The following is a 19,114-nucleotide window of genomic DNA, read 5'->3' as shown; positions in this document are numbered from 1 at the left end:
TTTTTTTAGTGGTGCACGGAGCGAATGACCGCTGTGCGGCGTTTCGGTAAAAACAGCCACAGCGCCGCCAGCATGATAACCGCGTACAAACTCTTCCAGCCGGGGATCACCAGCAACAGCAGACACAGAGCGCTGCCGATAACCGCCAGAGCTCTAAACCGCCCTTTTAATAACCGGCAGCCCGCCAGCATACACAGCAAATAAATCATGATGAAAATGCCGTTGGCATAGATGATCAGCGTGTCGAGATTAATGTTGAAGGCGTAAATGACAAGCGTGCAGACCATGCAGCAGAAGATAACCGCGTTCAGTGCGTTGACCGGCAACTGGCGCGCGGAAAGCCTGGCCAGCGCGCTGTCGGGTTTATACGCGGCTTGCGACCACACCAGCCGGGCGAAGCTCTGGATATAAATATTCAGGCTGGCGAAGCAGGCCAGGTAACCAATAATGCAGGCAATCCATAATGCCTGTTTGCCGAACAGTTCGACCACAATCGCCGGTAACGATGCCGCCGCGCCTAAGCGTTGCCAGAGATCAAAATGCAGCACCACCACGGTGCACGCCCAATAGACCGAACCTGCCAGCAGCAGGCCAATCATCAGCGCGCGCGGGAAATCCCGCTCGGGGTTTTTGAACTCTGAGGCCAGATGCGCGAAGGCTTCAAGGCCGACAAAGCACCAGAACATCACCGCCAGCGAGGCAGACATATCGGAAACCGTCACCTGCGAGAGCGGCGGAAAGGGGATTTCATTGAGGGTAATGCCGCCGCGCCACCAGATGGCGACAATCAACGCGACAATCAGCCCGGCGATAATCGATTGCAGGTTGGCGCTGGAGCCTGCGCCGCGCGTGCCGATAAACCAAATCAGCGCCAGCGTGCCCAGTTCTGCCATCAACAGTAGCGGCCCTTGCCAGCCGAACAGGCCTTGCCAGAAACCGGCGGCAATGTGTAACGCAGCGGGAAGCCCTACCGGGATCACCGAGAGAAATAACCAGCCGGTGACCCTTTCCAGACGCGGGCCGAAAGCCATGCCGACAAAATGCGCGACGCCGCCCGCGCTCGGGAAATGTCGCCCCAGAACGGCAAATACAATCGCCACCGGGAACACCAGCACAATCAGTAGCGGCCATGCCCACAAGCTGCTGTTGCCCGCGGCCAGCGCGGCCAGTGCCGGTACCGCGAAAACGCCGGTGCCGAGTAAGGAGGTGGAAAGTAACCCGATGCCCTGGGCCAGCCCTAGCTCTTGTTTTAATCCGCTCATGGTCTCTGTCTGTCCTACTTCAGGGGCGTCGATGTTATCACAATCAATTTGCCTTATGGCTGCGCCAACCCCTGCCAGCAATGGTGGGAGCGCGCCCGGTTTTGCGCGCGCATGTACTTTCGCAAAATTTTTTTTTGTTTTACCCCTTGAAGGGGGCGCCCGTTAACCCCATCTCTCAGGTCACCAGCCGGAAACCGTTTGTGGCCCGGCGTCACCATAACTGATAAAGACTTTCTCAAAGGAGAGCTATCAATGAGTATTCGTCCGTTACATGATCGTGTGATCGTCAAACGTAAAGAAGTTGAGTCTAAATCTGCTGGCGGCATCGTTCTGACCGGTTCTGCGGCAGGCAAATCAACTCGTGGCGAAATCATCGCTGTCGGTAAGGGCCGCATCCTGGAAAACGGTACTGTGCAACCACTGGACGTTAAAGTGGGCGATACCGTGATTTTCAACGATGGTTACGGTGTGAAGGCTGAGAAGATCGACAACGAAGAAGTGCTGATTATGTCCGAAAGCGACATTCTGGCAATTGTTGAAGCGTAACAACGCGCGCGAACCTGAACGAATTTAAGGAATAAAGAAAATGGCAGCTAAAGACGTAAAATTCGGTAACGACGCTCGTGTAAAAATGCTGCGCGGCGTGAACGTTCTGGCAGATGCAGTGAAAGTTACCCTCGGTCCGAAAGGCCGTAACGTGGTTCTGGATAAATCTTTCGGTGCACCGACCATCACTAAAGATGGTGTTTCCGTAGCACGTGAAATCGAACTGGAAGACAAGTTCGAAAACATGGGCGCGCAGATGGTGAAAGAAGTGGCCTCCAAAGCGAACGACGCTGCGGGCGACGGCACCACCACCGCAACCGTTCTGGCGCAGTCCATCATCACTGAAGGTCTGAAAGCCGTTGCTGCGGGCATGAACCCGATGGACCTGAAACGTGGTATCGACAAGGCTGTCGCTGCTGCGGTTGAAGAGCTGAAAGCGCTGTCTGTACCGTGCTCTGACTCTAAAGCGATTGCTCAGGTCGGTACTATCTCCGCTAACTCCGACGAAACCGTGGGTAAACTGATCGCCGAAGCGATGGACAAAGTCGGTAAAGAAGGCGTGATCACCGTTGAAGACGGTACCGGCCTGCAAGACGAACTGGACGTGGTTGAAGGTATGCAGTTTGACCGCGGTTACCTGTCCCCTTACTTCATCAACAAGCCGGAAACTGGCGCCGTAGAATTGGAGAGCCCGTTCATCCTGCTGGCTGATAAAAAAATCTCCAACATCCGCGAAATGCTGCCGGTTCTGGAAGCCGTTGCGAAAGCAGGCAAACCGCTGCTGATCATCGCTGAAGATGTTGAAGGCGAAGCGCTGGCGACCCTGGTAGTGAACACCATGCGCGGTATCGTGAAAGTGGCTGCGGTGAAAGCACCGGGCTTCGGCGACCGTCGTAAAGCAATGCTGCAAGACATCGCAACTCTGACCGGTGGTACCGTGATTTCTGAAGAAATCGGTATGGAACTGGAAAAAGCGACCCTGGAAGATCTGGGTCAGGCTAAACGCGTTGTGATCAACAAAGACACCACCACCATCATCGATGGCGTGGGTGAAGAAGCGGCAATTCAGGGCCGTGTAACGCAGATTCGTCAGCAGATCGAAGAAGCGACTTCTGATTACGACCGTGAAAAACTGCAAGAGCGCGTAGCGAAACTGGCTGGCGGCGTTGCGGTAATCAAAGTCGGTGCTGCGACCGAAGTTGAAATGAAAGAGAAAAAAGCCCGCGTTGAAGATGCGCTGCACGCGACCCGTGCTGCCGTTGAAGAAGGCGTGGTTGCTGGTGGTGGCGTCGCGCTGATCCGCGTAGCGAGCAAAATCGCTGATCTGAAAGGCCAGAACGAAGACCAGAACGTGGGTATCAAAGTTGCGCTGCGCGCAATGGAATCCCCGCTGCGTCAGATCGTACTGAACTGCGGTGAAGAGCCGTCAGTTGTTGCTAACACCGTGAAAGCGGGCGACGGTAACTACGGTTACAACGCCGCGACCGAAGAATACGGCAACATGATCGACATGGGTATCCTGGATCCGACTAAAGTGACCCGTTCTGCGCTGCAGTACGCGGCATCTGTAGCCGGTCTGATGATCACCACTGAATGCATGGTAACCGACCTGCCGAAAGGCGACGCGCCTGATTTAGGTGCTGCTGGTGGTATGGGCGGCATGGGCGGTATGGGCGGCATGATGTAATCGCTGCCGAATGCGTGCCAGGCTTTGACCTGGTGCGCATTCAACGAAGAAGAGCGGGCTTTAAGCCCGCTCTTTTTTTTTGCCTCAAAATCACCTCAGCCAGTGATCATCACGCGGTACAAGGCGAAGCGTGTTTAATGCGAGCTGGTTCGTGCTCCACGGGCAGATCATCTACTAACGTCATATATTTCACTTTGTTGGAAGAGGCCAGCAACCGGGAGCCGTCATCGACCTCAGATAAGGCGATGTTGCATTTTTCAGCTTCTTGAGAGGGTTGCCAGCTGTCGGATAAAGGGGTGCTTACGCTCCGGCTTTTCCACAGGCCTATCAGCACCAGAAGCAGTAAGAAGTACAAAAAGCACAGCAGCAGAGCTTTGTAGCGTTGCCGTGTGGTGCGCGGTTGTTCGCTGTTGGTGACGCTATGTTTCTGCTGGACTGTCGTGATGGTGAGCTCGGTGCTGAACAAAAAGCCGGTTTTAGGAATGGTTTTGATCACGTGCGCGCCTAAGCCGAAATCCGCTAAGGTCCTGCGTAATAATGAGATGTATTGGTTCAGTGTATTATTTGATGAGTGCAAACCATATCTTTCCCACACCGCATGGAAAATAACTTCGCGGGAAATGATTTCGCCACGATGTTCAATGAAAAAAGCCAGCAGCCTACTGCTGGCCAACGTTAAATATCTTTTTTCATTTTCAGCGTCGATGTTCCATATGGCACCATCGGCAGGCCTGAAATAGATTTCCTTATCTATAATAAAATGCATATTAATACCTTGCATGATGGCTACCATCATGGAATAAATTTAAAAGAACATGTTATTTATTGCCGTAATAACGGCTAATAACGTGTCGTTCATTATTTCTATTATTGAAAATCTCATTACTCGAAATTATTAAGCCGCCCTGCCGTAAATGCAACCATATTGTCGACGCCATATTTATTGTCAATAAAGCAAGTGGCTTTTTTTCATTTTTAAGATCCGACCCCCGACAATTCATCTATTTAATGCTTATCAATCACTGAAGTTTTATTATTATTTTATTTATAAAGTGTGGTTTTTCCTCTATAGAACATTTATATCCCGACAAGATATGTTGTTTGGTCTGGCTCCCTCGATATAAATAGCTGGTAGCTTCGGCAGATTTTATTATGGCGTCTTATTAAGCTCGCACAGATTGCCAACAGCGTTATCGCGTGGCCATTTGCTGCGGTTTGAAACCTCTCTGTCGCGGTTCTGTTTTAATCTTAAGGGAAAAACTAACATGAAGCATTTAAATGCCATAGTACTTAGTGCCGTTTGCACTTTATTACTTTCGGCTTGCGCCGGTAATACTCGAGGGAAAAATCCGGCGACCAATTCGCTGCCGGGAAATAGTGCTGAGAAATCAGAACAGACGGTTACCGCAACACGCAAATCACCTTTCTTTGACGGAATTGTTATTGCATCAACTAATAATCCTTGTATTGACCAATTTAATTTTATTCGTGGCACTAATACGGATACCTACCAAAATTATTCTGCTGATTACTCAAAAATTGGTGAGGGTTATCGATTTTTAAATATCAACAAAAACATCATGGGAAAGGAAGCGAAAGAAATATACACCATGCAGCTTGATTTGAAGCTGGATACCTTGTGCGCAAAAGCACATTACACCAGTTACCAAATCGTTAAAGAAAAGATGCGAAACCTCTCTGATATTTAACGCATAACGCTCTCCTTTTTTAATGCCGTTTTTAATAACGGCTTTTTTCTTATTTTTTTGATGGCGTAATAATGATGACGATACATATGCCTGAATGGATGCGGCGTACGGCCTGGGGAGTAATATTTCTTCAGTTAGTTAGCCCCTTATTATTAAGCCTGGCGCCTGTGGCGCAGGCGAAAGAATATGAAGATTACCGCAACATGGATGAAACCATGTCGGGTTTGCAGGCACTGGTTAACGAACCACGCATGCTAACGCGCTCGTCTTCGCCTCCGGACGACCCTGCTTTGCAGAAGACGATTCAGGCACTACCCGAATTGGGCAGTGATATTGACGCTGCGCAAAATGAAAACAATCGCGAGCCGACAGATCGCTGGCTGGCGCCGAAAGTGGCGCAGGCCGGGCGTTTGTTGATGTCGGAGGATGTCAGCGCGTCATCGTTTAACATGGCGCGCAGCGTCGGCGAAGGGTTGGTTAACCAGCACATCAATGACTGGATGGGCGAGAAAGGTTCCCTGAACGCCTCGCTGGGCACGGACGGCATGATCGCTGGCGATCTGTTTGTGTCGTTGTTGGATAACGATAACCAATTGGTCTTTGGCCAACTTGGCCTGCGTACCAACGACGAGCGCAACATTGCCAACGTCGGGCTTGGCTATCGCCAACAGGTCAACGGCTGGATGTACGGCGTCAATACCTTCTATGACTACGACTACACCGGTAAAAATGCCCGCCTCGGCGTGGGGGCTGAAGCCTGGGCCGATTACCTGAAGTTGTCGGCCAATACCTATTACGGCCTGACCGACTGGCATGCCTCTTCAATCGACAGCATGACAGAGTATGACGAGCGCCCGGCGAACGGGTTTGATGTGCGTCTGGAAGGCTGGTTGCTCGCGCATCCGCAGTGGGGCGGCAAACTGAAATATGAACGCTATTTTGGCAAAAATATTGCGCTGACAGGCGGCGGGCCGGACAACCTTAAGGATGATCCTTTTGCGCTCACGTTGGGGCTGAACTATACGCCATTTCCGTTGTTGACCTTTTCCGGCGAACGTTCGTTTGGCGACAGCCGCGACACGCGCCTGGATCTTGCCGTGAACTACCGGCTCGGTGTTCCGCTTTGGCGTCAACTTGATCCCGATAGCGTCGGTATACAACGCAGCCTGATCGGCAGCAAATATGCGCTGGTCGACCGTAACTACGACATCGTGATGCAGTATCGCAAACAGACGCTGTTGGCACTCTCTTTGCCGCAGCAATTTACGGTTGAGGCCGGTTCCACGTTGCGCATTCCTGTCATGGTGACCAAGGCGAAATATGGCCTGGAGCGCATTGAATGGAGCGCGTCGACCAACTTTATCTCCAATGGCGGAAGCTGGCATCAACCGTCAATGACCGCGTTGGACGTGCAGGTTCCGGCGTATGTCAGTAGCCGTAGCCGGGCAGCCGCATCGCAGGATTATGTGTTAACGGCGATCGGCGTGGATAAAAATGGCAACCGCGCCGCCCCTGTCACGACGATGATCCACGTGATGCGATCCAGTGAAGTGATCCAACAACTGGCGGTGGCGCCGAACACGCCGCAGCTCGCCAATAACCAGAACGCGTACACGATTAACGCAAAAGTGGTGGGTGCCAACGGGCAGCCGATTGTTGGGCAGCGCGTGACGTTCCGCGTTTCACAACTCGCCGACAGCAACGGCGTATCGGCGGCGACGCTGTTTACCGATCAAGCTTCGGACAAAGAATCGCTGAGTGTCGATACCGACAGCCAGGGCATCGCGACGATGAAAGTGCGAAGCCGCGTTATCGGTAATGGCGTCATTACCGCCGCCTTGCGTAACGGTAACGACAGCAGCGCCAGGGTGTCGTTTATCGCCGATGTCGCGACCGCAAGGTTGGCCGATCTCGCCGTTGTCACTGACAACGCATTGGCGAACGGGCGGCAGGCGAATGAACTGCGTGCGACGGTCAGCGATCGTTATGGCAACCCGCTGGCCAATTATGCGGTGGGCTTCTCCGCCGATAATGGCGCCACGGTAGTGGGCGGGAACACGGTACTGACCGATGCTAACGGGCACGCTTTGCTGCGCCTCACGCACACTCGCGTGGTGACCTCTACCGTCACGGCGAATGTGAATAACGTTACGCTCAGCAAGCAGGTGAAGTTTGTTGTCGATCGGGCAACCGCCCGCTTTGTGAACAGCAGCGCGGCGCAGGGTGCGCTCGCCAACGGCGTTGCGGGCAATGCGATGGAAGTGAAAGTCGCTGATGCACTTGGCAACCCCGTGCCGGGGATGGCGATACAGTTTGTCCCGGATGTCCCGGTAAACGTGCTGCCCGCGCAGGCAATGACGGATGCTCAGGGCGTGGCGAAAACGACGTTAACCAGCCGCCGGGCAGGCAATTTTAACGCGACGGCGAAATTGGTCGGTACGACTCAGGTGGCGCAGGTCAGCACCCGTTTCATTCCTGATGGCAACTCGGCCCAGCTTCCTGATGAAAATCTGGTTATTTCACCTGATGGCGCAGTTGCTAATGGCATCGCACGCAATGGCGTGACAGCGACGGTCGTCGATGCGAATGACAACCCGATTTCCGGTGTGACGGTTGACTTTAGCGTCAGCGCAGGGGCGACGCTTGCAGCAGCGACTGGCGTAACCGGGCCAGACGGTAAAGTGCAAACCACTGTCGTCAGTAACAACATTGGGGTTTATACGGTGAGCGCGACGGTTAATGGCCGGGTCATCAGTAAGTCGACCGTCTTCGTTCCGGATCCCGCGACAGCGCAGATCACCGACGCGAATTTGTTGGTCGATATCAATGGCGCGTTGGCGAATGGTCAGGCGGTTAATCGCGTGACGGCGATTGTGACAGATGCGGGCGGTAATCGGCTGAGCGGCGTGAGAGTCAATTTTAGCGTCGGCGCTGGTGCGACCCTAAGCAGTGCGCAGGGCATGAGCGATCAGGACGGTAAAGTAACGACCAATGTCACCAGCTTGCACGCGGCACGCTATAGCGTAACGGCACAAGTGGCGGGAAGTTCGGCCAGCAAAGACGTCGACTTTATTGCTGATGTAGCAACAGCAAAACTGACCAGCGTGGCGCTGGAGGGTACAGCAGTCGATAAAGTCGCCAACGGAACCGATACCTTCGTCTTTAAAGCCACGGTGAAAGATGCGAACGCTAACCCAGTCAGCGGCGCGACGGTGCATTGGACGCAAGATAAAGGGGCGGGGGTCACCCTCACGAGCCAGAGCGTCACAGATAGCACCGGGGTAGCTGTGGCGACGCTGACAAGTACGCGCAATGCGACGCTCGCTATTCAAGTTGCCGCTTCACTGGATAGTGTCAAACGCGTCAATGCCGACAAGAAAGTGAGCTTTGGCCAGCAAATGGTGAATGTTCAGGGCGTGACAAGAGATGCGGTAACGGGCAACGTTCTCCCAGGCGTAACGGTGAAGATTTTCAATGCGCAAGGTGATCCGCAACCCGCCTACACCGTGACCTCGGACAGTAGCGGTAACTATGCTCTTACTACCAAACAGGGGGTTTACTTTGTGCAGGCGATACTCGCGGGGTACATCACGTTGGACACTGAGCTGGAGGTGGATGTCGCAGGCGTCACGAATTACACCAAGAACTTCGTGTTATCACCGCTGCTTAATGGTAAAGCGGCACGTATTGTACTGACCTGGGACGCCACGCCGAGGGATATGGATTCGCACCTGTTTGTACCGATGGGAAATTCGACCGCTCATGTGCAATACAGTGCACGCAAACCCGCAGGCGCTGATGCAGAACTGGATGTGGATAATACGAGGGGTTATGGTCCTGAAACCATCACCATCGATCGCACGCATACAGGAAACTACTGCTACTCGGTGTACAGGTATTCAACTGACGCACAGGTTATGACCGGCGCGAAAGTGAAACTCTATCTGTCTGATGGCCGGTCATTCGACCTGGAGTCCGATAATGCTGCCGGGTATCTCACCAGCCGTGTTTGGTACGTCTTTAAGATCAGTGTCGACCAGAACGGCACGGTGGATGTTAATCCTGTCAATACGCTCTCAACCAATACCAATCTGAACGGGTGTTAAACCTGTCAACAGCCTCGCCGGTAACGGCGGGGCTTTTTCTTTATGATTTTCCCCCATTTGTGCGGCCTGCGATGGCGGCGTTTTTCTTTTGGTCATCTTTTTAGTATAAGGTTTACACACGGACGACATGCGTCCAGCTCATTGATTATGGGGAATAACATGTTGGTAAAACATTTAGCAGGGATTATTGGCGCGGCGGTGCTGTTGGCTGGCTGTAGCAGCAGTAATGAACTGACCGCTGGTGGGCAGAATGTGCGCTTTGTAGAAGATAAACCGGCTGCGCAGTGCCAATACCTCGGTACCGCCACGGGAAAACAGAGCAACTGGCTTTCCGGGCAGCATGGCGAAGAGGGCGGTTCCATGCGCGGCGCGGCAAACGCACTGCGTAACCAGGCCGCAGCAATGGGTGGCAACGTGTTGTACAGCGTAAGCAGCCCGACACAAGGTTTCCTGTCGAGCTTTGTGCCGACCGCCAGCGAAATGAACGCTCAGGTTTATAAGTGCCCTAACTGAGTCTCCGCGCGCTGCCTCGTCTTTAATGGCGGGCGCGGCGCTTATTTATTAAAGAATAAACAAGCGCAATAATCATTCCCCTGCTAATTATCTTTCCTCCCTTTCTTAATATTAAGATTTCTTAAGCTTTGTCTAATGTTGTTAATTTATGACGCTTAGGAACTTTACTTTTAAAAATTAAGATGGCGGTTAAAGTAATATTACAGTTTGCCGATACTCAACTCAGGACTGAAAACGAGGGAGTGTGTAATGTCATTTTTATACATGATGGTGTCGGGAGTTCTTAATGAATATTACAAAAAAATTATTACTTGCTTTCTCGTTACTGATTTTGAGTCTTATTGGTACTAACCTTATTGCGATATTCTCCTTATCAAAATTGGGGGATTCACAAAAGACCTTCCAGACGAACATCTTACCCAGCCTCGATGCGATGAACAAAGAGATGTTGAAGGTGCTTGGCGTACGCGGTCAGCTCTTTATCCACGGTTTGACAGATGATCCCGCAGAGATGGTTGAAGTAAAACAAAATGCGCTGAAAATGTATGACGAATTATACGCCATGCATCAGGGTTACCTTAAAAACCTCATTTCTGATCAACACGATCAGGACTTATCCAATAAAACGCTGGCCGATTTAGATAAATTTCGCGGAGTGCTCGAGCAATATTTTAAAATTTCTGAAAGTAACGATCGCGCGCTAATTATTCAGGCAATGAAAAAAGGCGGGTTAGTTGCCAGCAATATCACTCTGTTAATTAATGATTTTACCGCGCAAGTGGAATATAACACCCAGCTTGTTAATAAAGCGGTGGCCAGTAATTCCGATTCTATTACCCGCTCGGTGACGTTATCTGTGAGCGCAACACTTGCTGCAACCATTATTCTCGGTTTGTTTGGGCTGATTACCGTTCTGAATATTAAGCGCCGCCTGAACGACATGAAAGACGGTATGGTGCGTATCAGCGAAAAGCTGGATCTTAGCCGTGCGCTGCCTACCGGGCGGCTGGACGAAATTGGCCGTGCGGTGTCGGCGTTTAACCACCTGGTCGAACGCGTGGCGGAATCGCTGACGATGGTGCGCGCCGCATCGGGTTCCGTTAACACGGCGGCCAATGAAATCGCGATGGGCAATAACGAACTTTCCGCGCGTACTGAACAGCAATCTGCCGCCGTCGTTGAAACCGCGGCCAGCATGGAAGAGTTAAGCTCGACGGTGAAACAGAACGCGGATAATGCCCATCAGGCCAGCCAGCTCGCCATTACCGCGTCGGATACCGCCGCACAGGGTGGTTCGGTGGTCGGCGTGGCGGTGAGTCGCATGAAAGACATTATGGCGAGCTCCAAACGCATTTCGGAAATCACGTCGGTCATCAACGGCATTGCTTTCCAGACCAATATCCTCGCGCTTAACGCCGCCGTTGAAGCCGCCCGAGCGGGCGATCAAGGCCGAGGATTCGCGGTGGTTGCCGGTGAGGTACGTTCATTAGCCCAGCGCAGCGCACAGGCTGCAAAAGAGATTGAAGCGCTGATCAGTGAATCGGTGAATTATGTCGAAGAGGGTTCCCGGCAGGTTGATTTGGCCGGTGAAACCATGAACGGCATCGTCAATTCCGTTACCCAGGTAAAAGATTTGATGCAGGAAATCGCGGCCGCCTCCAACGAACAAAACCGGGGCATCGCGCAGATTGCCCAGGCGATGTCGGAGATGGACACCACCACGCAACAGAACGCCGCTTTAGTGCAAGAATCGTCTGCGGCGGCGGGCAGCCTTGAAGAGCAGGCCACGAAATTGCAGCAGTTGGTGGATGTCTTCAGCTTGCCGGGTCAGCAGCCTGTGCGTACTGCGCCATCCGCGCCATCGGTTCAACGCCCGCGCCTGGCTGTTGCCGGAAATGAGGGATGGGAAACGTTCTAAATCATCGCGAGAGCCTGTTTGCGGCAGGCTCGCTGTTTTCACGGCCACATTGCGCTTTGTGGCCGTGCTTTTTTTAGCGCTGGCGCAGTTGTAAATCGAGCGGCGTTTTACTCGGTTCACCGCCAATTTCACGCGCCAGTTTCGGCACCATATAACCGGACACTTTGGTCAGCAGCTCGCGCATGATCTCGCGCGCTTCGGCATCGCTCACCATAAAGTGCGCCGCGCCTTGCACCTTATCCAGCACATGCAAGTAATACGGCATCACGCCCGCGTCGAACAAGGCGTTGCTCAAATCAGCCAACGCTTGCGCATTATCATTCACGCCGCGAAGCAGCACGCTTTGGTTCAGCAACGTTACACCGGCCTGACGCAGTTGCGCCATTGCCGCACGGAAATCATCGCCGATTTCTTGAGCGTGGTTGATATGGTTGACCAACAAAATTTGCAGGGAAGAGTGGGCAAAACGCGCGCTCAGCGTTTCGGTGATGCGCGCCGGAATCACAATCGGCAGGCGGCTGTGAATACGCAAACGCTTGATATGCGGAATCGCTTCCAGTTGCGCCATCAGCCAGTCCAGCTCATGGTCTTTTGCCATCAGCGGATCGCCGCCGGAGAAAATGATCTCGTCCAACTCCGGATGTACGGCAATATAGTCCAGCGCACCTTGCCAGTTACGCTTATTGCCTTGATTATCCGCATAGGGAAAGTGGCGGCGGAAGCAGTAGCGACAATTTACCGCGCAGCCGCCTTTGACCAGCAGCAGGGCGCGGTTGCGGTATTTGTGCAGCAATCCGGGCACCACGCTGCTTTGCTCTTCCAGCGGATCGGTGCTGAAACCCGGTGCGGCAATGAACTCTTCCGAAGAGGTAAGTACCTGACGTAACAATGGATCGTTCGGATCGCCTTTGGTCATGCGTGCAACAAAGGCGCGCGGAACACGGAGCGCAAAAAGACGTTTTGCTTCGCGCCCACGGAGCTGTTGTGCATCAAGGTCTACATTTAAAATACGCAGGAGTTCATCCGGATCGGTTATTACATCGGCAAGTTGCAATAACCAATCTTCTCTGGAAGGGGTTTTTAGGGTTACAATGTGTGCCATTTTTTTGGCTAAGCTACCAGTTAACAATTTCAGAGGGCCTTATGGCGACTTACTATAGCAACGATTTTCGTGCCGGTCTTAAAATCATGATGGACGGCGAGCCGTACGCGGTTGAAGCCAGCGAATTCGTGAAACCGGGCAAAGGCCAGGCTTTCGCACGCGTTAAACTGCGTCGTCTGCTGACCGGTACCCGTGTAGAGAAAACCTTCAAGTCTACTGACTCTGCAGAAGGCGCGGACGTTGTCGATATGAACCTGACTTACCTGTACAACGACGGTGAGTTCTGGCACTTCATGAATAACGAAACGTTCGAACAGCTGTCTGCTGACGCGAAAGCCGTCGGCGACAGCGCAAAATGGCTGCTGGATCAGGCAGAATGCATCGTGACCCTGTGGAACGGCCAGCCGATCACCGTCACTCCGCCGAACTTTGTTGAACTGGAAATTGTTGAAACCGATCCAGGTCTGAAAGGCGACACCGCAGGTACCGGCGGCAAACCGGCAACCCTCAGCACTGGCGCAGTGGTTAAAGTTCCGCTGTTCGTGCAGATCGGTGAAGTTATCAAAGTGGATACCCGCTCCGGCGAATACGTATCTCGCGTGAAGTAATGCTCACGACCTCGGCGTAGCGTCCTGCTACGCCGATGGACAAGTAGGCAGGGATGATGAAACGTCTTGCGAAATTCCTCTCACTAATACTTATCAGTGGCGTACTGCTGTCAGGCTGCAATACCGCGCGCGGTATCGGCGAAGATGTGCAAACGCTCGGCCATATTATTTCTCACGCCGCCAGTTAAAACTTCCACTCTTCCTAAAAAAAGCATCAAACCGGCTCACTTTCCGGGATTTTGGCTATGCTTAAGTCGCTATACACAAACAATATTGACTACAAAAGGAAGATATTATGGTTAAGAAAACAATTGTTGCGATCTTTTCTGTACTGGTTCTTTCATCAGTCCTGACGGCGTGTAATACCACTCGTGGCGTCGGCGAGGATATTTCCGATGGCGGTAGTGCGATTTCTGGCGCTGCAACCAAAGCGCAACAGTGATAACTAGCGGTACGGCACTTGCCGTACCGCTAGTTTGTGTTTTCAGGTAAAGACAGGAAAGGCGTAAAGCGGTTATCCATGCCTAGTTTCATGCGAATATTCCGCTTGTAGGTGTACACGGTTTTGCCGTTGATACTGAGCTTCGTGGCAATGGCCGCATTGTTCCTGCCTTCCATCCACAGCGTTAATACTTTCTCTTCTTGCCGGGTCAGCAGCGGCGTGGCGATCCGCGGGAGGGTGCTCAACGGTCGCGCTCGCACCATCGCACGAATGGCTTGTGCCACGTTTTCCAGTGATTCCGTTTTCTGCATGCGTGTCTGAATCTTAAATTGCGCATAAAACTCGGCGAATTGCGTGTCTTCGCCCGACTCGAGCAACATCACCTGGCTGTATTCGCCGCAGACGGAAAACAGAGAAGCAAGCTGTTGAATATGATGAATTTCATCCTTGAAACCATGAAGATCGGCAATGATCAAATCCGGTTGCCACTGCACAATATGTTCCTTCGCCAGCATCAAGTTATGCAAAGCGGTCACCAGAAAGGAGGAGGGGAACAAATCAATTTGATTGAGCCAGGATTCCATCCCTGAGCGGGTGAAGTAACAACGGTCAATCATAAGAATCTTGAACATATTTTTCTTCGCAGTAAAAAGGTGGCGCACAGCTTCCCATATTCAGGAAAGCGATTAATCATAGGGGTTAGATATGATTAATAAATGCCGGAATTCCGCTGCGAAGAGGGGCTATTTCTTGCCTTAACCCCCTAAAATTAGGTAAGAACAAAAATGTTGAAATAGTAAACCGTTGCGGTCAGAATCTGACCTTCTACAAACGCCTGGCGGGACGACCCGTTAGCGCGCCTTTTTTATCGGGGACGGCCCCGCACTGGAGCCAACTATGTCCTGGTTAATTCTCGTTATCGCCGGTCTTCTGGAAGTCGTTTGGGCTATCGGCCTGAAATATACCCATGGATTTACTCGCTTAACCCCCAGCGTTATCACCGCCACGGCGATGATCGTCAGCATCGTGCTGTTGTCATGGGCCATGAAAACGCTGCCGGTCGGTACGGCTTACGCTGTCTGGACCGGAATCGGCGCCGTCGGCGCGGCAATCGCCGGTATTGTGTTATTGGGCGAATCCGCAAGCCTGGCGCGTATCCTCAGTCTTTGTTTGATTGTCGCCGGAATTATTGGCCTGAAACTCAGCGCCCATTAATGGGGCTGCTCAATCCAGAGCAATTTTTCCACGGCAAACCCTTGCCGGGTCGCTTCTGCCAGCATCTGTTGTTTCACGTCAGCCGGAATGGTTGGCGTGCGCGACAGGATCCACAGGTAGTCGCGATCCGGCCCGCAGACCAGCGCATAGCGGTACTGATCGTCTAAGGCGAGGATGTTATAGCCGCCGTAGAAGGGGCCAAAGAACGAGACTTTCAGCGCGGCGGTGCTTGGATTGCCCGTGAAATACGCCTTGCCAACGGACTGCTGCCACATACCGCGATCCGGGTTGTAACCACGGTTAATGACCGTTAAACCCCCGTCATCGCGCAGACTATAAGTGGCTGTCACTTTTTGCAGACCACGTTCGAAGCGGTGATCAAAGCGGGCGATTTCGTACCATTTACCGAGATACCGTTGAGTGTTGAAATTCTGAACGACGGTCACGCCGTCAGGGGGAGTGGGAGTACTACAGGCAGTAACCAAAAACGCAGCGGCAACAGCCGCGATAATCGGCAGCAAACGCATGGTATTTTCCTTCCAGGCTTTTTCGTAAGTGTAGAAGGCGCGGGGAAATTTGCTCTCCCGCTTACGCAGGAGAGCGACAGGCTTCAAAGAAAAATCACCCCAATCAGAGTGACGACCGTCAGAATGGCCGCGAGGCCATAGAACACCCATTTGCCGCTGGGAATATGGATTTGTAAATCATGCATCATGTGGTGAATGCGATGCAGACCGCACCACACCGGCAGGACAATCATCAAAAAGAGAAAGGCGCGGCCAACAAAGCTTTGCGCAAACGCCAGCACGCGCTCATAGCCCAGCGCTTCGCCAGGGTAGAACCCCAGCGGCAGCAGCACGCCAACCAGCAGCACGATAACCGGCGCGACAATCGCGCCCCACATACCACCAGCGCCAAATAAACCCCAGAAAACGGGTTCGTCGGAACGTTTTGGATTCGGGTTAATCACCTTGGCCTCCTTACCAGAACAGTGCGACAAATAAGACAACCACCGTCACCACGGCAGCCACCACCCACAGCCCTCTCACGACCGGCTCTGGCCCCATTTTTTCGCCTTTCACAATGATGAGCGACGCTTTCGGTGCCAGATCAAACCAGGTTTTGGTGTGCAGCAACGCGGCTGCCAGCGTGACCAGGTTGAGGATCAGCACAATCGGGTTTTGCAGGAAACTGACAAACCCCATCCAGCTTTCCGGGCCATTTTTGAGCGCGAACAACCCGTAAATCAGCTCAAGGCTAAACCAGACAGCAGGCACCGCCGTTCCTTCACGCAGCATATAGAAGCGATAAAACGGCAGGGTTTTCCACCAGGTTGACGGCATGGGACGAACCCAGGCTTTGCGTTTAGTCGTCATAATGCACTCCTTAGCGTGGTTTCAGGGTGGCGATAAGAAAGTCTTTCGAACTCTCTACCTTGCCCTGCTGAATAGCGGCGGCCGGATCGACATGCTTCGGGCAGACTTCCGAGCAGTAACCGACAAACGTACAGCTCCACACGCCGTTCTGGCTGTTGAGTTGCCCCATGCGCTCTTTCTTGCCTTTATCGCGGCTGTCGAGGTTATAACGGTGCGCCAGCGTGATCGCCGCCGGGCCGATAAACTCCGGGTTCAGGCCGAACTGCGGGCAGGCGGCATAACACAGGCCGCAGTTGATGCAGCCGGAAAACTGGTGGTATTTCGCCATTTGCGCCGGGGTTTGTTTGCCCGGCCCCTGATCCGGCGTGCGCGTGTTGCCGATGATATAAGGCTTAATCGCTTCGAGGCTTTCGATAAAGTGGGTCATATCGACCACCAAATCGCGCTCGATCGGGAAGTTGGCCAGCGCCTCGACCTTCAATCCTTTCGTGTAGTCGCGCAGAAAGGTTTTACAGGCGAGCTTCGGCACTTTGTTGACCATCATGCCGCAAGAGCCGCAAATCGCCATGCGGCACGACCAGCGGTAGCTCAGATCCGGCGCGAGGTTGTCTTTGATGTAGTTCAGCGCGTCCAGCAAGGAAGTCGCTTCATCGTAAGGCACATCATAGAAGACGCTGTGCGGCGCATCGTCCACTTCCGGGTTGTAACGCACCACCTCGACTTTCAGAGTGTTCATCTCAGCCATTGTTCGTCTCCTTCTTCTCGCTCGACTCAGCTTCAGCACCGTAAACGCGTTTCGCCGGTGGCAGCGTTGTGATCTTCACATCGCTGTATTCCAGACGGGTTGCGCCATCTGCATCACGGAAAGCCAGGGTGTGCTTGAGGAAATTGACGTCATCGCGTTCGGTGCAGCCTTCATCCAGACGCTGGTGGGCGCCACGGGACTCTTTACGCGCCAGCGCGGAGTGCGCCATACATTCGGCGACATTCAGGCCGTGACCCAGTTCAATGGTGTAAAGCACATCGGTGTTGAACACGCTAGAAGTATCGGTAATGCGCACGCGTTTGAAGCGTTCCTGCAACTCGGCCAGCTTATCGACGGTTTTCTGCATCAGTTCCGGCGTGCGGTAAATGCCGCAGCCTTCTTCCATCGATTCACCCATCTCATCTCGGATTTTCGCCCAGCTTTCCGTGCCGTCCTGGTTCACCAGCGCTTTCAACCGTTGTTCAACGTCGGCGGCCTGGGCATTCAGTGCGTCATTGTTCGCCTGGCTTGCGGTGGCAGACCGTTCGATGGCGCGTTCACCGGCAAGACGACCAAACACTACCAATTCGGCAAGAGAGTTCGATCCAAGACGGTTGGCGCCGTGCAGGCCGACAGACGAACATTCGCCGACGGCGAACAGGCCGGTAATCCGCGATTCACAGTTCTGATCGGTTTCAATTCCGCCCATGGTGTAGTGCGCGGTTGGGCGTACCGGAATCGGTTCCTTGATCGGATCGACGCCGACATAGGCTTTCGCCAGTTCGCAGATAAACGGCAGACGCTCATTGATTTTTTTCGCGCCAAGATGACGCAAATCGAGATACACCACATCGCCGCGCGGCGTGGAAATGGTGTTGCCTTTTCGCCACTCATGCCAGAACGCCTGCGACACTTTGTCGCGCGGGCCAAGCTCCATGTATTTGTTCTTCGGTTCGCCAAGCGGGGTTTCCGGCCCCATGCCGTAATCCTGTAAATAGCGATAGCCGTTTTTGTTAACGAGGATCCCGCCTTCACCGCGGCAACCTTCGGTCATCAGGATGCCGGAGCCGGGCAAGCCGGTCGGATGGTACTGCACAAACTCCATGTCACGCAGCGGAACACCGTGCGCCAGCGCCATGCCCATGCCATCACCGGTGACGATACCGCCGTTGGTGTTGTAACGGTAAACGCGGCCTGCGCCACCCGTTGCCATCACCACCGCGTTCGCGCGGATTTGCACTAGCGTGCCTTCCATCATATTCATGGCGACCAGGCCACGGGCGTGGTTGTCATCGACCAGAATATCCAGCACGAAATGCTCGTCGAAGCGTTGGATTTGCGGGAATTGAAGCGAGGTCTGGAACAGGGTATGCAGCATGTGGAAGCCGGTTTTATCGGCGGCGAACCAGGTGCGTTCGATTTTCATCCCGCCGAAGCGGCGCACGTTGACTGTGCCGTCGGGACGGCGGCTCCACGGACAGCCCCACTGTTCGAGCTGGGTCATCTCTGTCGGGCAATGGTGCACAAAATAGTCAACGACATCCTGTTCGCACAACCAGTCGCCACCGGCGACGGTATCGTGGAAATGGTACTCGAAGCTGTCATGATCCTGGGCGACGGCGGCGGAGCCGCCTTCTGCAGCAACGGTGTGGCTGCGCATGGGATAGACTTTTGAAATCAATGCGATTTTGGCGTTTGGGTGGGCTTGCGCCGCAGCGATCGCGGTACGTAATCCTGCTCCGCCTGCGCCAATCACAGCGATATCGGCTTGAAAGGTTTGCACGACATTCCTCCAGATTATTGTTGTTCCGCAACGATAAGCCAGAAGCGCTCAAGGTAGTTGCGGAAGTGTTCCACTGCTCCTTTTTGGGTAAGGAGCAGTATA

General features: G+C 53.3%; 19 protein-coding genes. 10 read left to right on the top strand and 9 right to left on the bottom strand.

Annotated features, from left to right (window positions below; translation table 11 throughout):
- Positions 1 to 5: 5 nt before the first annotated feature.
- The gene (gene yjeH, locus AAEY27_RS20070) at positions 6 to 1,262 is read right to left on the bottom strand and encodes an L-methionine/branched-chain amino acid transporter (RefSeq protein WP_342322543.1); all 1,257 of its coding nucleotides are present in this window, start codon (positions 1,260 to 1,262) and stop codon (positions 6 to 8) included.
- Positions 1,263 to 1,514: 252 nt separating this feature from the next.
- Between yjeH and AAEY27_RS20065 the strand changes: the two genes are divergently transcribed.
- The gene (locus AAEY27_RS20065) at positions 1,515 to 1,808 is read left to right on the top strand and encodes a co-chaperone GroES (RefSeq protein WP_342322542.1); all 294 of its coding nucleotides are present in this window, start codon (positions 1,515 to 1,517) and stop codon (positions 1,806 to 1,808) included.
- A 40-nt stretch (positions 1,809 to 1,848) separates the two neighbouring features.
- On the top strand, positions 1,849 to 3,495 hold the full coding sequence (gene groL / locus AAEY27_RS20060; protein ID WP_342322541.1) for a chaperonin GroEL: 1,647 nt from the start codon (positions 1,849 to 1,851) through the stop codon (positions 3,493 to 3,495).
- 109 nt (positions 3,496 to 3,604) lie between these two features.
- Here groL and AAEY27_RS20055 read toward each other — a convergent pair whose 3' ends face one another.
- Entirely contained in the window at positions 3,605 to 4,276 is a 672-nt protein-coding gene (locus AAEY27_RS20055; protein WP_342322540.1) for a winged helix-turn-helix domain-containing protein, read from the bottom strand.
- Between the two features lie 484 nt (positions 4,277 to 4,760).
- Here AAEY27_RS20055 and AAEY27_RS20050 point away from each other — a divergent pair, with 484 nt between their 5' ends.
- The 4 genes from AAEY27_RS20050 to AAEY27_RS20035 all read left to right on the top strand — a co-directional run bounded on the left by AAEY27_RS20050 (position 4,761) and on the right by AAEY27_RS20035 (position 11,741).
- Positions 4,761 to 5,204 carry a hypothetical protein gene (locus AAEY27_RS20050; RefSeq protein ID WP_342322539.1) on the top strand — a complete coding sequence of 148 codons (444 nt, stop codon included), beginning with the start codon at positions 4,761 to 4,763 and terminating at the stop codon, positions 5,202 to 5,204.
- 71 nt (positions 5,205 to 5,275) lie between these two features.
- On the top strand, positions 5,276 to 9,310 hold the full coding sequence (locus AAEY27_RS20045) for an Ig-like domain-containing protein (protein ID WP_342322538.1): 4,035 nt from the start codon (positions 5,276 to 5,278) through the stop codon (positions 9,308 to 9,310).
- 159 nt (positions 9,311 to 9,469) lie between these two features.
- Positions 9,470 to 9,823: a DUF4156 domain-containing protein gene (locus AAEY27_RS20040; RefSeq protein WP_342322537.1), complete on the top strand. Its 354-nt coding sequence runs from the start codon at positions 9,470 to 9,472 to the stop codon at positions 9,821 to 9,823.
- Between the two features lie 286 nt (positions 9,824 to 10,109).
- Entirely contained in the window at positions 10,110 to 11,741 is a 1,632-nt protein-coding gene (locus AAEY27_RS20035; RefSeq protein WP_342322536.1) for a methyl-accepting chemotaxis protein, read from the top strand.
- Positions 11,742 to 11,814: 73 nt separating this feature from the next.
- Here the strand turns inward: AAEY27_RS20035 and epmB are convergent, their stop codons facing one another.
- Positions 11,815 to 12,843, bottom strand: a complete 1,029-nt coding sequence (gene epmB, locus AAEY27_RS20030; protein ID WP_342322535.1) for an EF-P beta-lysylation protein EpmB — start codon at positions 12,841 to 12,843, stop codon at positions 11,815 to 11,817.
- A 41-nt stretch (positions 12,844 to 12,884) separates the two neighbouring features.
- On the opposite strand from epmB, the gene efp reads away from it, so the two are divergent.
- From efp to ecnB, 3 genes are all read left to right on the top strand, one after another.
- Positions 12,885 to 13,451: an elongation factor P gene (gene efp / locus AAEY27_RS20025; protein WP_342322534.1), complete on the top strand. Its 567-nt coding sequence runs from the start codon at positions 12,885 to 12,887 to the stop codon at positions 13,449 to 13,451.
- A gap of 56 nt (positions 13,452 to 13,507) precedes the next feature.
- Positions 13,508 to 13,639, top strand: coding sequence for an entericidin A/B family lipoprotein (locus AAEY27_RS20020; protein ID WP_342325652.1), 132 nt, complete (start codon positions 13,508 to 13,510; stop codon positions 13,637 to 13,639).
- A 107-nt stretch (positions 13,640 to 13,746) separates the two neighbouring features.
- Positions 13,747 to 13,893 carry a lipoprotein toxin entericidin B gene (gene ecnB / locus AAEY27_RS20015; protein WP_342322533.1) on the top strand — a complete coding sequence of 49 codons (147 nt, stop codon included), beginning with the start codon at positions 13,747 to 13,749 and terminating at the stop codon, positions 13,891 to 13,893.
- Between the two features lie 29 nt (positions 13,894 to 13,922).
- On the opposite strand, the gene AAEY27_RS20010 is transcribed toward ecnB, so the two are convergent.
- On the bottom strand, positions 13,923 to 14,525 hold the full coding sequence (locus AAEY27_RS20010) for a helix-turn-helix transcriptional regulator (RefSeq protein WP_342325651.1): 603 nt from the start codon (positions 14,523 to 14,525) through the stop codon (positions 13,923 to 13,925).
- A gap of 265 nt (positions 14,526 to 14,790) precedes the next feature.
- Here AAEY27_RS20010 and sugE point away from each other — a divergent pair, with 265 nt between their 5' ends.
- Positions 14,791 to 15,108, top strand: coding sequence for a quaternary ammonium compound efflux SMR transporter SugE (sugE, locus tag AAEY27_RS20005; protein WP_342322532.1), 318 nt, complete (start codon positions 14,791 to 14,793; stop codon positions 15,106 to 15,108).
- Here the strand turns inward: sugE and AAEY27_RS20000 are convergent.
- From AAEY27_RS20000 to frdA, 5 genes are all read right to left on the bottom strand, one after another.
- Positions 15,105 to 15,635 carry a lipocalin family protein gene (locus AAEY27_RS20000; protein WP_342322531.1) on the bottom strand — a complete coding sequence of 177 codons (531 nt, stop codon included), beginning with the start codon at positions 15,633 to 15,635 and terminating at the stop codon, positions 15,105 to 15,107. The genes sugE and AAEY27_RS20000 overlap by 4 nt on opposite strands.
- An 83-nt stretch (positions 15,636 to 15,718) precedes the next feature.
- A complete protein-coding gene (gene frdD, locus AAEY27_RS19995) occupies positions 15,719 to 16,078 on the bottom strand; it encodes a fumarate reductase subunit FrdD (protein WP_342322530.1) in 360 nt (119 codons plus the stop codon).
- Between the two features lie 10 nt (positions 16,079 to 16,088).
- Positions 16,089 to 16,484, bottom strand: a complete 396-nt coding sequence (gene frdC, locus AAEY27_RS19990) for a fumarate reductase subunit FrdC (protein ID WP_342322529.1) — start codon at positions 16,482 to 16,484, stop codon at positions 16,089 to 16,091.
- Between the two features lie 10 nt (positions 16,485 to 16,494).
- Positions 16,495 to 17,229, bottom strand: a complete 735-nt coding sequence (locus AAEY27_RS19985) for a succinate dehydrogenase/fumarate reductase iron-sulfur subunit (protein ID WP_342322528.1) — start codon at positions 17,227 to 17,229, stop codon at positions 16,495 to 16,497.
- Positions 17,222 to 19,012 (bottom strand): fumarate reductase (quinol) flavoprotein subunit, encoded by a 1,791-nt coding sequence (gene frdA, locus AAEY27_RS19980; RefSeq protein WP_342322527.1) that lies wholly within the window; start codon positions 19,010 to 19,012, stop codon positions 17,222 to 17,224. Before frdA ends, AAEY27_RS19985 begins: the two co-directional genes overlap by 8 nt.
- Positions 19,013 to 19,114: the final 102 nt, after the last annotated feature.

The organism is Kosakonia sp. BYX6, from assembly GCF_038449125.1.
In the GTDB taxonomy this organism is placed as follows: Bacteria; Pseudomonadota; Gammaproteobacteria; order Enterobacterales; family Enterobacteriaceae; genus Kosakonia; species Kosakonia calanthes.
This window is presented reverse-complemented; position numbering and strand designations above follow the sequence as displayed.